At 69.6% G+C, this 15,600-nt stretch carries 10 protein-coding genes; 6 read left to right on the top strand and 4 right to left on the bottom strand.

The features are described from left to right. Window positions 1-14: 14 nt before the first annotated feature. From ICC28_RS04615 to metH, 4 genes are all read right to left on the bottom strand, one after another. Complete coding sequence (locus ICC28_RS04615) at window positions 15-1,595, bottom strand: ABC transporter substrate-binding protein (protein ID WP_188287077.1); 1,581 nt, start codon at window positions 1,593-1,595, stop codon at window positions 15-17. Window positions 1,596-1,664: 69 nt separating this feature from the next. Beyond that, window positions 1,665-3,266, bottom strand: a complete 1,602-nt coding sequence (locus tag ICC28_RS04620; protein WP_188287078.1) for an ABC transporter substrate-binding protein — start codon at window positions 3,264-3,266, stop codon at window positions 1,665-1,667. 420 nt (window positions 3,267-3,686) lie between these two features. Next, entirely contained in the window at window positions 3,687-4,388 is a 702-nt protein-coding gene (locus ICC28_RS04625; RefSeq protein WP_188287079.1) for an HAD family hydrolase, read from the bottom strand. Between the two features lie 161 nt (window positions 4,389-4,549). Further along, window positions 4,550-8,068 carry a methionine synthase gene (gene metH / locus ICC28_RS04630; protein WP_188287080.1) on the bottom strand — a complete coding sequence of 1,173 codons (3,519 nt, stop codon included), beginning with the start codon at window positions 8,066-8,068 and terminating at the stop codon, window positions 4,550-4,552. 324 nt (window positions 8,069-8,392) lie between these two features. Here metH and ICC28_RS04635 point away from each other — a divergent pair, with 324 nt between their 5' ends. From ICC28_RS04635 to ICC28_RS04660, 6 genes are all read left to right on the top strand, one after another. Then, window positions 8,393-9,157 carry an IclR family transcriptional regulator gene (locus tag ICC28_RS04635; protein WP_188287081.1) on the top strand — a complete coding sequence of 255 codons (765 nt, stop codon included), beginning with the start codon at window positions 8,393-8,395 and terminating at the stop codon, window positions 9,155-9,157. Window positions 9,158-9,497: 340 nt separating this feature from the next. Next, window positions 9,498-10,298, top strand: a complete 801-nt coding sequence (locus ICC28_RS04640; RefSeq protein WP_188287082.1) for an MIP/aquaporin family protein — start codon at window positions 9,498-9,500, stop codon at window positions 10,296-10,298. A gap of 91 nt (window positions 10,299-10,389) precedes the next feature. Further along, window positions 10,390-11,928, top strand: coding sequence for a glycerol kinase GlpK (glpK, locus tag ICC28_RS04645; RefSeq protein ID WP_188287083.1), 1,539 nt, complete (start codon window positions 10,390-10,392; stop codon window positions 11,926-11,928). An 8-nt stretch (window positions 11,929-11,936) separates the two neighbouring features. After that, entirely contained in the window at window positions 11,937-13,553 is a 1,617-nt protein-coding gene (locus ICC28_RS04650) for a glycerol-3-phosphate dehydrogenase/oxidase (RefSeq protein ID WP_188287084.1), read from the top strand. 211 nt (window positions 13,554-13,764) lie between these two features. Continuing rightward, a complete protein-coding gene (locus ICC28_RS04655) occupies window positions 13,765-14,436 on the top strand; it encodes a FadR/GntR family transcriptional regulator (protein ID WP_188287085.1) in 672 nt (223 codons plus the stop codon). A gap of 142 nt (window positions 14,437-14,578) precedes the next feature. Beyond that, window positions 14,579-15,556 (top strand): PAC2 family protein, encoded by a 978-nt coding sequence (locus ICC28_RS04660; protein ID WP_188287086.1) that lies wholly within the window; start codon window positions 14,579-14,581, stop codon window positions 15,554-15,556. Window positions 15,557-15,600: the final 44 nt, after the last annotated feature.

The following is a 15,600-nucleotide window of genomic DNA, read 5'->3' on the forward strand; positions in this document are numbered from 1 at the left end:
TGCGGCGGAGAGGGTCAGGCCTTGCTGAGTTCCCAGAACCGGAACACGGTGGAGGCGTCGAGGCAGTACTCCAGGCCGTAGACGTTGTCGCGGACGACCGCGTACTGCTTGGCCTGCCAGACGGGCAGTACGGGGAGTTCCTTGGCGACGATGTCCTGGAGCCGGCGGTAGTCCTCGTTGGTGGCGGTGCGGTCGCTCTGGGCGGCGGTGCGCGGGATGAGCGTGCCGGTGATGGAGTCGTTGCTGTAGTTGTTGTCCAGCACGTTGCCCTCGCCGAAGAAGGGTGCCGTGAAGTTGTCGGCGTCCGGGTAGTCGGGTACCCAGCCCTTGACGTAGACGCCGTACTTGCCGGCGGCGACGTCCTTCTCGTACTGGTCGAAGGCGACGGACTTGACCTGGGCGTGGAACAGGCCGCTGTCGTTGAGCTGTCCGGCGATGGCCTTGAGTGCCTGGTCGGTGGCGGGGCCGTAGCGCGAGGGGGTCGACCAGAGGGTGAGTTCGACCTTGTCGGTGATGCCGTCGGCGTTCAGGGCGGCCGCGGCCTTGGCCCGGTTGGGGCGGGCGCCGTAGGTGTCGAAGAAGGCGGTGTTGTGGCCGCCGATGCCGGCCGGGATGATCGAGTAGAGCGGGGTGGCGGTGCCCTGGTAGACGTCCTCGATGAGGGCGTCGCGGTCGATCAGGTAGGCGATGGCCTTGCGGACGCCGAGTCGTCCGGCGACGGGGTCGTCCATGTTGAAGACGAGGTGCTGGACCTCCGCGCTGGTGCCTTCGACGATGTCGATGCCGGAGTCGGGGTCGGACTGCTCGGCCTCGGCGATGTCGTCGGCGCTGAGTCCGCGGTAGGCGATGTCGATCTCGCCTTGGGTGAGGGCCGTCTTCAGGGCGGTGCGGTCGTCGTGGAAGAACTTCAGGGTGACGCCGGAGTTGTTGACCTTGGCGTTGCCCTTGTAGTGCTCGTTGACGGAGAAGACGGCTTCGTCGTCGTTGAACGAGTCGAGCTTGTAGGGGCCGGAGCCGACGGCTCCGCCGTCCTCGCGGAGGCTCTTCGCGTCGTAGCTGCGGTGGTCGACGATGGAGCCGGCGCCGGAGGCGATCTTGCTGGGGAAGGTGGCGTCGGGGGTGTTGAGGCGGAAGACGACCGTCTTGTCGTCCGGTGTCTCGACCTTGTCGAGCATGGGGAACATGATGGCCGGGCCGTCGGCGTCGTCGATGTCCAGCATGCGGTCGAAGGAGAACTTCACGTCCTTCGAGGTGAGCGCGTCACCGTTGCTGAACTTCAGGCCGTCCTTCAGCGTGCACTTGTAGACGGTGGTCCGGGTGTCGGTGAACGCGCACTTCTCGGCGGCGTCGGGTTCGGGGTCGGTGCCGCCCTTGGGGAAGCTGAGCAGGGACTGGAAGACGTTGTTGAACAACAGCCATGAGCCGGGGTCGTATCCGGACGCCGGGTCGGTGGCGAGGACCTCGTCGGACATTCCCATGACCACGGAGGAGCCGTTGCTCCCGGAGCCGCCGGCCTGCGTGCCGCAGCCGGTCAGCAGGCCGGAGGCCAGCCCTGCCACGACGGGCAGGACCGGCCACTGGTTGCGCATGTTCACGTGCAGGTGCCTTGTCTCGGGTGTCGGAAATCGTGGGGCCGCCGTCCCGGGGCCCCGGCACGGGAGATGTCAGCCGCTCACGCCGCGGCCGAGCTCCCACAGTTGGAGGGTCGAGGAGGAGTTGAGGGCGTACGCGGTGCCGGTGACGTTGTCGCGGACAGCGAGGTACTGCCTGCCCTGCCACAGCGGGATGACGGGGACGTCCTCGGCGACGATGTCCTGAATGTCCGTCAGGCTGGTGACGGCGGACTGACGGTCGGCCTCGCGGCGGGACTGCGGGATGAGCGAGTTGCGGATCTCGCTGTTGGCGTAGGGCGAGCCGAGGAAGTTGTCCTTGTCGAGGAAGGGTGCGAGGAAGTTGTCGGCGTCGGGGAAGTCGGGGAACCAGCCCATGCCGTAGACCTCGTACTCGCCTTCCTGTTCGGCGGGGCGGAAGGTGGACCAGGGGACGCCCTTGATGCCGACGTCGAACAGGCCGCTGTCGTTGAGCTGCCGCCGCAGCAGCTCGAACTCCTTCTTGGTGGCGCTGCCGTAGTGGTCGGTCGTGTAGTACAGGGTCAGTTTCACCGGGGTGGTGATGTTCGCGCGGGTCAGCAGTGCGCGGGCCTTGGCGACGCTGGGTTCGCCGTATGTGTTGAAGAAGGCGTTGGAGTGGCCGGTGAGGCTGGCCGGGACCAGGGAGTAGAGGGGTTCGGCCTGGGTGCCGTAGACCTTGGAGACGAGTTCGCTGCGGTTGATGACCTGGGCCATGGCCTGGCGGACGGCCTTGCTCTCGACGCTGGGGGCGTCGGTGTTGAAGGCGAGGTAGCGGATCTCCAGGCCGGACATCTCGACGAGGTCGACGTCGCCGTCGGCGGTGGACAGGGCCTGGATCTGGTCCGGGGACATGGCGCGGGTCATCAGGTCGATGTCGCCCTTGTCGAGGGCGTCGCCCATGGTTTCGGCGTCGTCGAAGGGGCGCAGTTCGACCTTGTTGTTGTTGACCTGCAGTGAGCCCTTGTAGGAGGGGTTCTTGGTGAAGACGGCCTTGACGAGCTTGCCGTCCTTCTCCTCCGCCTGCAGCGTGTACGGGCCGGAGCCGCTGACCTGGAAGCCGCCGCGCAGCTTGTCGGCGGCGTAGTCGTCGGGGTTGACGATGCCGGCGACGGGCGTGGTCAGCTTGTAGGGGAAGGTGGCGTCGGCGGTCTTGAGGTGGAAGATGATCTCGCGGTCGCCCTTGGTCTCGACCGTGTCGACGGTGGAGAGCAGGGCGACGACGCCGCCGGGGTCGTTGATCTTCAGGGCGCGGTCGATGGAGTACTTCACGTCGGCCGCGGTGATGGTGTCGCCGTCGGCGAACTTCAGGCCTTCGCGCAGGGTGCAGACGTAGCGTTCGTTGCCGGTGTCGGTGAAGCCGCACTTCTCGGCTGCCTCGGGGACCGGGTCGCCCTCGCCGCGGGGCTGGATCATGAGGGTCTGCACGGTCTGGCGCAGGATGTTCCAGGTGCCGACGTCGTAGGTGGCGGCCGGGTCCAGCGGGGCGGGGTCGTCGCTGGAAACCTTGAACTGGTCGGTGGTGCCGACAACGATGGCGCCGCCCGAGCCGCTGCCGCTGTCCGATCCGCCACAGGCGGCGAGGACCGGGGCGAGCAGGCCGATGACGGCCGGCAGCACCAGAGTCTTGCGGTTCATGCGCGGGTTTCTCCAGCTGTCACGTCCGTGTACCCGGCATGCATGGGTGGTGCGGCGAGTCACGGGGGTAAGGGGGATGTTCTCGCGAACGAGATTAGTCCGCGCCCGCAGGGGGGTTCGCGGCCACCGGAGTTGGGCGCTCATCACGCAGCGAAACCAGGTGTGGACCCTACGAAAAACCGACAGTGGAAGGATTCGTGCAGCGGCGGCCCAATCGGGACACAAGGGCACGCGGGTGGGGCCGGAAAAGGGGTGAACAGCACACGCCGTCACCCCTGTCGAGGCTGCGCGAGGTGGGGAACGTCACAGCCTCAACGGGTTGGACGGACGCCGGAATTCGGCCATGGGCCGGGCGGGAGTTTCTTTCGGTGCCGGCCGTCGAATTCCGGTGTTGTCGTGTCTGCGACGCTGGGTGAACGGCTAGCGCATTTCCGTCATGAGGCCGCGCAGAAATGCCAGGTCGACCTCTTCCAGGGAGCCGACGACGGTGCGGCGGTGGGCCGGGGAGATGGGTGCGACGGAGGGCACGGCCACGACCTGGCAGCCGGCCGCCTCGGCCGCCGCGACGCCGGTCGCGGTGTCCTCGACGACCGCGCATCTGGCCGGATCGACGCCGAGTCCGGCCGCCGCGAACAGGTAGGGGTCGGGGTGGGGCTTGGTGCGCGGCACCTCGTCGCCGGCGACCGTGAGCGCGAAGTGCTGCGGGCCGAGCGAGGTGAGGACGCGGTCGATGATGCGCCGGTGCGAGGCGGAGACGAGAGCCGTGGGGATCTCGTGGGCGGCCAGTTCGGCGAGCAGCCGGGTGGCGCCCGGCATCAGCGGCAGGGTGCGTCCGATGCGGTGCTCGAAGCCCTCGTTGAGCAGCACCGTGAGTTCGGCGAGGGTGATGTCGGCGCCGGTGGCCTCGATCAGGAACCCCGCGCTGCGGCTCATCGGGCCGCCGACCACGACATGGCGCCAGGAGTCGTCCAGGGTGTGCCCGAGCCGGGCGAAGACCTCGACCTCGACGTCCCACCAGAAGCCCTCGGTGTCCACGAGGGTGCCGTCCATGTCGAGGAGCACGGCCTGCAGGGCTGAGCCTTGTGCCGTACGGGTTACTGGCGCGGGGACCGTGCTGGTCATCCGGGCGCACCTCCTTGAGGGACGGTCAGGCCGGTTCCCACGGGGGGAACCGGCCTGCGGTGGACCGACAAGTGTACGTCGTGCGGCGGTGCGCTGCCTTGTTTAATCGACGTGGGCCGGGGGACACGGGAGTCGCGGTCGATCCGGGGTCGTGGCGGGCTTCAGCGCGCGTTGAAGTACTTCGCCTCCGGGTGGTGGATGACGATGGCGTCCGTGGACTGCTCGGGGTGCAGCTGGAACTCCTCGGAGAGGTGGACGCCGATGCGTTCCGGCTGGAGGAGTTCGGCGATCTTGGCGCGGTCCTCCAGGTCGGGGCAGGCGCCGTAGCCGAGCGAGAAGCGGGCGCCCCGGTACTTCAGGGCGAACATGTCCTCGATGTCGCTGGGGTCCTCGCCGGCGAAGCCCAGTTCCGAACGCACGCGCGCGTGCCAGTACTCGGCGAGCGCCTCGGCCAACTGCACGGACAGTCCGTGCAGTTCGAGGTAGTCGCGGTAGGCGTTGGCCTCGAACATGCGGGCCGTCTCCTCGCCGATGCGGGAGCCGACGGTGACGACCTGGAGGCCGACGACGTCGGTCTCGCCGGACTCCTCGGGGCGGAAGAAGTCGGCCAGGCACAGCCGGCGGCCGCGGCGCTGGCGGGGGAAGGTGAAGCGGGTGCGTTCGTTGCCCCGGTCGTCCAGGATGATCAGGTCGTCGTCCTTGGACACGCAGGGGAAGTAGCCGTAGACGACGGCCGCTTCCAGCAGGTTCTCGGTCTGGAGGCGGTCCAGCAGGCCGCGCAGGCGCGGGCGGCCCTCGGTCTCGACGAGTTCCTCGTAGGTGGGTCCTTCGCCGGTGCGGGCCTGCTTCAGGCCCCACTGGCCCTTGAACAGGGCGCCCTCGTCGAGCCAGCTGGCGTACTCCTTGAGCTGGATGCCCTTGATGACGCGGGTGTTCCAGAAGGGCGGGGTGGGGACGGGGTTGTCGGTGGCGACGTCGGAGCGGACGTGGCCCTCCTCCGGGCGCTCCTCGACGGCTACGGTGGCGGCGCGCACCCGGCGCTGCCTGAGTTCGGGCAGCTTGGCGCCGGGCACGCCCCGCTTGACGCCGATGAGGGCGTCCATCAGGCGCAGTCCCTCGAACGCGTCGCGGGCGTAGCGGACTTCGCCCTCGTAGATCTCGTGCAGGTCCTGTTCGACGTAGGCCCGGGTCAGGGCGGCGCCGCCGAGGATGACGGGGTAGTTCGCCGCGAGGCCGCGCTGGTTGAGCTCCTCCAGGTTCTCCTTCATGATCACCGTGGACTTGACCAGGAGGCCGGACATGCCGATGACGTCGGCGCGGTGTTCCTCGGCGGCGTCCAGGATCGCGGAGACGGGCTGCTTGATGCCGAGGTTGACGACGTTGTAGCCGTTGTTGGACAGGATGATGTCGACGAGGTTCTTGCCGATGTCGTGGACGTCGCCGCGGACGGTGGCGAGCACGATGGTGCCCTTGCCGGCCTCGTCGCCCTCGACCTTCTCCATGTGCGGCTCCAGGTAGGCCACCGCGCTCTTCATGACCTCGGCGGACTGGAGGACGAACGGCAGTTGCATCTGGCCGGAGCCGAAGAGTTCGCCGACGACCTTCATGCCCTCCAGGAGGGTGTCGTTGACGATGTCGAGGGCGGGGCGGTCCTTGAGTGCGTCGTCGAGGTCGGTTTCGAGGCCGTTCTTCTCGCCGTCGATGATGCGGCGCTTGAGGCGTTCCTCCAGCGGCAGGGCGGCGAGTTCCTCGGCCTTGCCGGCCTTGAGGGACTTGGCGGTGGCGCCCTCGAACAGGGCCATCAGCTTCTGCAGCGGGTCGTAGCCCTCGGTGCGGCGGTCGTAGATGAGGTCGAGGGCCGTACGGACCTCTTCCTCGCTGAACCGGGCGATCGGCAGGATCTTGGAGGCGTGCACGATCGCCGAGTCCAGGCCGGCCTTGACGCACTCGTCGAGGAAGACGGAGTTGAGCAGGATGCGGGCGGCCGGGTTGAGGCCGAAGGAGATGTTGGACAGGCCGAGGGTGGTCTGTACGTCGGGGTGGCGGCGCTTGAGTTCGCGGATGGCCTCGATGGTGGCGATGCCGTCCTTGCGGGACTCCTCCTGGCCGGTGCAGATGGTGAAGGTGAGGGTGTCGATGAGGATGTCGGACTCGTGGATGCCCCAGTTCCCGGTGAGGTCCTCGATCAGCCGTTCGGCGATCTCGACCTTCTTCTCGGGGGTGCGGGCCTGGCCCTCCTCGTCGATGGTCAGCGCGATCAGCGCGGCGCCGTGCTCCTGGGCGAGCCGGGTGACCTTGGCGAAGCGGGACTCGGGGCCGTCGCCGTCCTCGTAGTTGACGGAGTTGATGACCGCTCGGCCGCCGAGCTTCTCCAGGCCGGCCCGGATGACGTCGACCTCGGTGGAGTCGAGGACGATGGGCAGGGTGGAGGCGGTGGCGAAGCGGCCGGCGAGTTCCTCCATGTCGGCGACGCCGTCGCGGCCGACGTAGTCCACGCACAGGTCGAGCATGTGCGCGCCCTCGCGGATCTGCTCGCGGGCCATCTCGACGCAGTCGTCCCAGCGGGCGTCCAGCATGGCCTCGCGGAACTTCTTGGAGCCGTTGGCGTTGGTGCGCTCGCCGATGGCCAGGTAGGAGGTGTCCTGGCGGAAGGGGACGGTCTGGTAGAGGGAGGCGGCGCCGGGCTCGGGGCGCGGGTCGCGTTCGGTGGGGGTGAGGTCGCGGACGCGTTCGACGAGCTGGCGCAGGTGTTCGGGGGTTGTGCCGCAGCAGCCGCCGACGAGGGAGAGGCCGTAGTCGCGTACGAAGGTCTCGTGGGCGTCGGCCAGCTCCGGTGCGGTGAGCGGGTAGGTGGCGCCGTCCTTGCCGAGGACGGGCAGGCCCGCGTTGGGCATGCAGGACAGCGGGATGCGGGAGTGCCGGGAGAGGTAGCGCAGGTGCTCGCTCATCTCGGCGGGGCCGGTGGCGCAGTTCATGCCGATCATGTCGATGCCGAGCGGCTCCAGCGCGGTGAGCGCGGCGCCGATCTCGGAGCCCAGCAGCATGGTGCCGGTGGTCTCGACGGTGACGGAGACGATGATCGGCAGGTCGAGGCCGGAGATCTCGCGGGCGCGCTGGGCGCCGATGACGGCGGCCTTGGTCTGCAGCAGGTCCTGGGTGGTCTCGACGATCAGCGCGTCGGCGCCGCCGGAGATGAGGCCCTCGGCGTTCTGCTGGAAGGCGTCGCGGATCGTGGGGTAGCCGATGTGGCCGAGGGTGGGCAGCTTGGTGCCGGGGCCGATGGAGCCCAGGACCCAGCGCCGGCGTCCGTCGCGGGCGGCGTAGCCGTCGGCGGTCTCGCGGGCGATGCGGGCGCCCGCCTCGGACAGCTCGTAGACGCGCTCGGGGATGTCGTACTCGGCCATCGCGGCGTAGTTCGCGCCGAACGTGTTCGTCTCGACGCAGTCCACGCCCGCGTCGAAGTACGCCTCGTGCACCGAGCGCACGATGTCGGGCCGGGTCAGGTTCAGGATCTCGTTGCAGCCCTCGAGGTTCTGGAAGTCCTCAAGGGTGGGGTCCTGGGCCTGGAGCATGGTGCCCATCGCTCCGTCGGCGACCACCACTCGGGTGGCGAGCGCCTCGCGGAGGGCGGACACGCGGGTCCGGCTGTCGGCGGAAGGGGTCTGTGGCGACGAGGCCATGAAAGGGCTCCCTCAAGGTGCGACGGCTGTCGGCTTTGCGCCCTTGCGGTCCGTTCCGCGGTGGGCGCACGCCGCCAGGGTAGCCGGGACCGGGGAAGGATGTTCAGGGCGTCCACGGGGCGGACGGGGATGACGGGCAGGTCATCCGCGGGGTACGAGTGACGCAGGGGGTCGCGGCCCGCGAGGCGTGGTCGGCCGGGGTGGTGCAATGGATCGCTGCCAACCATTGGCGGTGGGTCGACATCGACCGGTAGTGTTCGGCATTGCCGAACAACGGCAACGACGTCGAGGTCGACGGTCGATGGGGACGGAGGCAGGACGGCGATGGCACGGAACATCCAGTCGCTCGAACGGGCGGCCGCGATGCTGCGGCTGCTCGCGGGCGGCGAGCGACGGCTCGGCCTGTCGGACATCGCCTCGGCCCTGGGCCTGGCCAAGGGCACCGCGCACGGCATCCTGCGCACCCTGCAGCAGGAGGGCTTCGTCGAGCAGGACGGCGTCTCGGGCCGCTATCAGCTGGGCGCCGAGCTGCTGCGCCTGGGCACCACCTATCTGGACGTGCACGAGCTGCGGGCGCGGGCGCTGGTGTGGACGGACGATCTGGCCCGTTCCAGCGGCGAGAGCGTCTATCTCGGGGTCCTGCACCAGCAGGGCGTGCTGATCGTGCACCACGTCTTCCGTCCGGACGACAGCCGTCAAGTGCTGGAGATAGGGGCGATGCAGCCGCTGCACTCCACGGCGCTGGGCAAGGTGCTGTCGGCATACGACCCGGTGGCGCACAGCGAGGCGATCGAGGCCGACCGCAAGCCCTTCACGGACCGGACGGTGTGCGAGCTGGAGGAGTTCGAGCATCTCCTCGACATCACGCGCGCGCGGGGCTACGCGGCGGACGTGGAGGAGACCTGGGAGGGCGTCGCCTCCCTGGCCGCGCCGATCCACGACCGGCGGCGGATGCCGGTCGGCGCGGTCGGGGTCACGGGCGCCGTGGAGCGGCTGTGCCGGGACGGCGAGCTGCGGCCCGAGCTGATCGCGGCGGTACGGGACTGCGCCCGCGCGGTGTCGCGGGATCTGGGCGCGGGCCGGTTCTAGAACCTGGTGAGGGAACGCCGGGACGTCTGGGCGACGTTCCGGCGTTCGGCATACCCTGGGGTGGACATAACGGGCAGGGGTGACAAGTCTCCCGCCCGAAGATCGATAACTCGCGGCGATCAATAACGATCGTGCTTTCGATAACAGAACCCTTGACGCACCCGTAACGCCGGAGCAAGACTCCCGTCCATCGGTCGGCATTGTCGAACACCTACCGGCAATACGCGCTAGAGTGTGACAACGCCAAGGGCCGGCATCGCTCTCACCCCACGAGGGCGCTCGAACCCCCGGAGGGACCCGGGGTTCGCGCTTCCCTGGACGAAGGACAAAGGAGTCGCGGGTGTCCAGCTCCGACATCTTCATCGGCGAGACCATCGGTACCGCCATACTCATCCTGCTCGGCGGCGGCGTGGTCGCGGCCGTCGTACTCAAGGCCTCGAAGGCCCGGAACGCCGGATGGCTCGCCATCACGTTCGGGTGGGGCTTCGCCGTCATGACGGCTGTCTACACCTCGGCCCCGCTCTCCGGCGCCCACCTGAACCCGGCCGTGACCCTCGCGCTGGCGCTCAAGAAGAACGGCATCGACTGGAGCGACGTCCCGACCTACATGGGCGGACAGCTGCTCGGCGCCATGCTCGGCGCCACTCTGGTCTGGGTCGCCTACTACGGCCAGTTCCACGCCCACCTGACCGACAAGGAGATCGTCGGCGGTCCCGGCGCGCAGGCCTCCACCGTCAAGGCCGTGGAGGCCCAGGAGAAGGGCGCGGGCCCGGTCCTCGGTGTCTTCTCCACCGGTCCGGAGATCCGGGTCGCCTGGCAGAACGTGGCCACGGAGGTCATCGGCACCATCGTGCTGGTCCTCGCCGTGCTCACGCAGGGCCTGAACGCCGAGGGCAACGGCCTCGGCATCCTGGGCGGGCTCATCACCGCGTTCGTGGTGGTCGCGATCGGTCTGTCCCTCGGCGGCCCGACCGGTTACGCCATCAACCCGGCCCGTGACCTCGGTCCGCGCATCGTGCACGCCCTGCTGCCCCTGCCCAACAAGGGCGGCTCCGACTGGGGCTACGCCTGGGTCCCGGTGGTCGGCCCGCTGCTCGGCGCGGCGATCGCCGCAGGCATCTACAACGTCGCCTTTGCTTAGAGAAGCGTCGCATTCTTCCTCAAGAAGCATCGATACGCACAGCACGCGCCGTACGTAAGCCTCTTCACCACGGATTCTTCAGGAGCACACAGTGACCGACGCCCACACCGCCGGCCCGTTCATCGCCGCCATCGACCAGGGCACCACCTCCTCCCGCTGCATCGTCTTCGACCGCGACGGCCGTATCGTCTCCGTCGACCAGAAGGAGCACGAGCAGATCTTCCCCAAGCCGGGCTGGGTGGAGCACAACGCCACCGAGATCTGGACCAACGTCCAGGAGGTGGTCGCCGGTGCCATCGAGAAGGCCGGCATCACCCGTGACGACATCAAGGCCATCGGCATCACCAACCAGCGCGAGACGACGCTGCTGTGGGACAAGAACACCGGTGAGCCCGTCCACAACGCCATCGTCTGGCAGGACACCCGCACCGACGCCCTGTGCAAGGAGCTCGGCCGCAACGTCGGCCAGGACCGCTTCCGCCGCGAGACGGGCCTTCCCCTCGCCTCGTACTTCGCCGGCCCCAAGGCCCGCTGGCTGCTGGACAACGTCGAGGGCCTGCGCGAGCGCGCCGAGCGCGGCGACATCCTCTTCGGCACCATGGACACCTGGGTCATCTGGAACCTGACCGGCGGCGTCAACGGCGGCAAGCACTACACCGACGTCACCAACGCCTCCCGCACCATGCTGATGAACCTCCACACCCTGGAGTGGGACGCGAAGATCGCCGAGTCCATCGGCGTGCCGCTGTCGATGCTCCCGGAGATCCGCTCCTCCGCCGAGGTCTACGGCGAGGTCACCGGCGGCAAGCTGGGCGACCTGCTCGGCGGCATCCCGGTCGCCTCGGCACTGGGCGACCAGCAGGCGGCGCTGTTCGGCCAGACCTGCTTCGCCGAGGGCGAGGCGAAGTCCACGTACGGCACCGGCACGTTCATGCTGATGAACACCGGTGAGAAGATCATCAACTCCTACTCGGGCCTGCTGACCACGGTCGGCTACCGGATCGGCGACGAGAAGCCGGTCTACGCCCTGGAGGGCTCGATCGCCGTCACCGGCTCGCTGGTGCAGTGGATGCGCGACCAGATGGGCCTGATCTCCACGGCCGCCGAGATCGAGACGCTGGCGCTCTCGGTCGAGGACAACGGCGGCGCCTACTTCGTGCCGGCCTTCTCCGGCCTGTTCGCCCCGTACTGGCGCTCCGACGCCCGCGGTGTGATCGCCGGCCTGACCCGGTACGTCACCAAGGCGCACCTGGCGCGTGCCGTCCTGGAGGCCACCGCCTGGCAGACCCGTGAGATCACCGACGCCATGACGAAGGACTCCGGCGTCGAGCTCACCGCCCTCAAGGTCGACGGCGGCATGACCTCCAACAACCTGCTGATGCAGACGCTCTCCGACTTCCTGGACGCCCCCGTGGTGCGCCCGATGGTCGCCGAGACGACCTGCCTCGGTGCCGCCTACGCCGCCGGTCTCGCCGTCGGCTTCTGGACCAGCACCGACGACCTGCGCGCCAACTGGCGCCGGGCCGCCGAGTGGACCCCCCGCATGGACGCGGAGACCCGCGACCGTGAGTACAAGAGCTGGCTCAAGGCCGTCGAGCGGACCATGGGCTGGATCGAGGACGAGGAGTAAGAACCCGAATGACCAGTCAGTCCACCCTGCAGTCCGTGCCTGCCCTGGGGACGCGCCCGGCCTCCGGCTCCCACCCGAGCCGCGCCGAGACCAGGGAGCAGCTCTCCAAGGCGTCGTACGACCTCCTCGTCATCGGCGGCGGCATCCTGGGCATCTCCACCGCCTGGCACGCCGCGCAGTCCGGGCTCAGGGTGGCTCTGGTCGACGCCGGTGACTTCGCCGGCGCCACCTCCTCCGCCTCCTCCAAGCTGCTCCACGGCGGTCTGCGCTACCTGCAGACCGGTGCGGTGAAGCTGGTGGCGGAGAACCACTTCGAGCGCCGTGCGGTCTCCCGCCAGGTGGCCCCCCACCTGGCGAACCCGCTCACGTTCTACCTGCCCGTGTACAAGGGCGGGCCGCACGGTGCCGCGAAGCTCGGGGCGGGTGTCTTCGCCTACTCCGCGCTCTCCGCGTTCGGTGACGGCGTCGGTCACCTCCTGTCCCCCGCCAAGGCGGCGCAGGACGTGCCCGAGCTGCGCACCGAGAACCTCAAGGCCGTGGCCGTGTACGGCGACGACCAGATGAACGACGCGCGCATGGCGCTGATGACGGTCCGCGCGGCCGTCGAGGCGGGCGCGGTCGTCCTCAACCACGCCGAGGTCAAGGGCCTGCGCTTCACCCGGGGCCGGGTGACCGGTGCCGAGCTGCGCGACCGGCTCTCCGGCGAGGAGTTCGGGGTGAACGCCCGCCTGGTGCTGAACGCGACCGGCCCGTGGGTGGACCACCTGCGCCGGATGGAGGACCCGGACGCGGCCCCGTCGATCCGGCTGTCGAAGGGCGCGCATCTGGTCCTGAAGCGGACCTCGCCGTGGAAGGCGGCGCTGGCCACCCCGATCGACAAGTACCGCATCACCTTCGCGCTGCCGTGGGAGGACATGCTGCTGCTGGGCACCACGGACGAGGAGTTCGAGGGCGACCCGGCGGACGTCGCGGTCAACGACAAGGACATAACCCAGATCCTGGACGAGGCGGCCTTCTCCGTCCGCGACCAGCAGCTGGACCGCGATCTGATCACCTACGCCTTCGCGGGGCTGCGGGTGCTGCCGGGCGGCCCCGGTGACACCGCCAAGGCCAAGCGCGAGACGGTGGTGACCGAGGGCAAGGGCGGGATGCTGTCCGTCGCGGGCGGCAAGTGGACCACCTTCCGGCACATCGGCCGTACGGTGATGCAGAAGCTCCAGGCGCTGCCCGGCCACCCGCTGGGCGACGACTTCGAGCCGGTCGCCTCGCTGCCGAAGAAACTGCCGCTGCCCGGTGTCGCCAACCCGCGCGCGGTGGCCCACCGCCTGCTGGTGGACGGCCCGGCGCCGGGTCCGCGCATGGCGGCCGACACCGCCAAGCACCTGGCCACGCACTACGGTTCGCTGGCCTTCGACATCGCCCGGCTGGCCAACGACAACCCCGAGCTGGCCGAGCGCGTCCACCCCGACGCGCCGGAGATCTGGGCGCAGGTCGTCTACGCCCGGGACCACGAGTGGGCCGAGACCGCGGACGACGTGCTGCGCCGCCGTACGACGCTGACGATCCGCGGCCTGGCCACGGACGAGGTCCGCGGGAAGGTCCAGGACCTGCTGGACAAGAAGTAGGCCGAGGTCCAGGACCCGCTGGACACGGCGCAGGCCTCGGTGCCGGCCCCTCTTCCCTGACCGGGGCCGGTACCGCCGGAACGGCCCCCTCCCCTGGGGCCGGCACGCGAAGGGGCGGCTCCCTGCCGACGGAGCCGCCCTTTTCGCGTACGGTACGGCCGCATAATGGGGGCTGATAGATCGGATGTCTGAGCGCACGGGAGGCGCCGCCATGACCGTCACCGACGAGGCGATCGAGAAGATCAAGGGAATGATCGTCTCCGGTGCGCTGCGCCCGGGCGACCGCCTGCCCAAGGAGAGCGAACTCGCCGCCGAGCTGGGGCTGTCCCGCAACTCCCTGCGCGAGGCGGTGCGCGCGCTGTCGCTGATCCGGATCCTGGACGTGCGGCAGGGCGACGGCACCTATGTGACGAGCCTCGATCCGCAGCTGCTGCTGGAGGCGATGAGTTTCGTCGTGGACTTCCACCGCGACGACACGGTGCTGGAGTTCCTGGCGGTGCGCCGCATCCTGGAGCCGGCGGCCACCGCGATGGCGGCCGCCCGGATCAGCGAGCGGGAGCTGGACGAGCTGTCGGAGCGGCTGGACGCGCTCGGCGACGCCCCCTCCGTGGAAGAACTGGTCGCCTGCGATCTGGAGTTCCACCGCGCGATCGTGCTGGGCTCCGGCAACTCGGTGCTGTGCTCGCTGCTGGACGGTCTGTCCGGGCCCACCACCCGGGCCCGGATCTGGCGCGGGCTCACCCAGCAGGACGCGGTCGAGCGCACCCTGCGCGAGCACCGGGCGATCCTGGACGCGCTGCGCGACCGGGACGCGGACGCGGCCCGGTCCTGGGCGACGGTGCACATCGCGAGCGTGGAGCAGTGGCTGCGGACGCGCTTGTGAGCGGCACCGGACGGGGGGTGTTCCGGGGTGGCGATCGGGGCAGTGATCCGTTCACTCCCCCGTGCAAGGGGGCTGCGGACGCCCCCGCCGCACGCCGTAAGGTTGGTTCGTCAGGCGAGGGCACGTCGGAAGGAGGCGCTGGGTGATCGAGCTGGAGGGAGTTCCCGAGCTGATCGACCCAGTCATGGTGGCCGCGTTCGAAGGCTGGAACGATGCCGGTGACGCCGCCTCCACCGCGGTCGCGCATCTGGACAGGGAGTGGAAGGGCGAGGTCTTCGCGGCGCTGGACGCCGAGGACTACTACGACTTCCAGGTCAACCGGCCCACGGTGTGGATGGACGCGGGCGTGCGGAAGATCACGTGGCCGACGACAAGGTTGTCGGTGGTCCGGGTCGGCGGGGAGAAGCCGCGCGACCTCGTGCTGGTCCGCGGTATCGAACCGTCCATGCGCTGGCGCTCGTTCTGCAACGAGCTGCTCGGTTTCGCGCACGAGCTCGGTGTGGAGCTGGTGGTCGTCCTGGGCGCCCTGCTCGGCGACACCCCGCACACACGTCCGGTGCCGATCAGCGGGACCACCTCGGACGCGGACCTGGCCCGCCGGATGGACCTGGAGGAGACCAAGTACGAGGGCCCCACGGGCATCGTCGGCGTCCTCCAGGAGGCGTGCACGCACGCGGGCGTGCCGGCCGTCAGCCTGTGGGCGGCCGTGCCGCACTACGTCTCACAGCCGCCCAACCCCAAGGCGACGCTGGCCCTCCTCAACCGTCTCGAGGACCTCATCGACGTGCGGATCCCGCTGGGCGAGCTGCCCGAGGACGCGCGCGCGTGGCAGGTCGGCGTGGACCAACTGGCCGCCGAGGACAGCGAGGTCGCCGAGTACGTGCAGACGCTGGAGGAGGCCCGGGACACCGCGGAGCTGCCCGAGGCGTCGGGCGAGGCCATCGCCCGCGAGTTCGAGCGGTATCTGCGGCGCCGCGACGGGGGCGGCCCGCCGCTGCCCGGCGGCCATGCGACGGACGGCGGGGAGGGCACGTACCTGCGGGACAACCCCAGCGGTCTGACCCGGCCGCCGAAGCCGCCGAAGGCCGGTCCGGAGGACGAGGATTCATCGGAGGACTGACGTCGTGTGAGGGCGGTGCGCACGGAAGCGCACCGCCCTCGGGC

Source organism: Streptomyces sp. TRM68416, assembly GCF_014596915.1.
GTDB lineage: Bacteria > Actinomycetota > Actinomycetes > Streptomycetales > Streptomycetaceae > Streptomyces.

Coding starts and splice junctions, on each gene's coding strand:
- ICC28_RS04620 (WP_188287078.1), bottom strand. CDS start 3,266: ATGAACCGCAAGACTCTGGTGCTGCCGGCCGTCATCGGCCTGCTCGCC.
- ICC28_RS04625 (WP_188287079.1), bottom strand. CDS start 4,388: ATGACCAGCACGGTCCCCGCGCCAGTAACCCGTACGGCACAAGGCTCA.
- metH (WP_188287080.1), bottom strand. CDS start 8,068: ATGGCCTCGTCGCCACAGACCCCTTCCGCCGACAGCCGGACCCGCGTG.
- ICC28_RS04635 (WP_188287081.1), top strand. CDS start 8,393: ATGGCACGGAACATCCAGTCGCTCGAACGGGCGGCCGCGATGCTGCGG.
- ICC28_RS04650 (WP_188287084.1), top strand. CDS start 11,937: ATGACCAGTCAGTCCACCCTGCAGTCCGTGCCTGCCCTGGGGACGCGC.
- ICC28_RS04655 (WP_188287085.1), top strand. CDS start 13,765: ATGACCGTCACCGACGAGGCGATCGAGAAGATCAAGGGAATGATCGTC.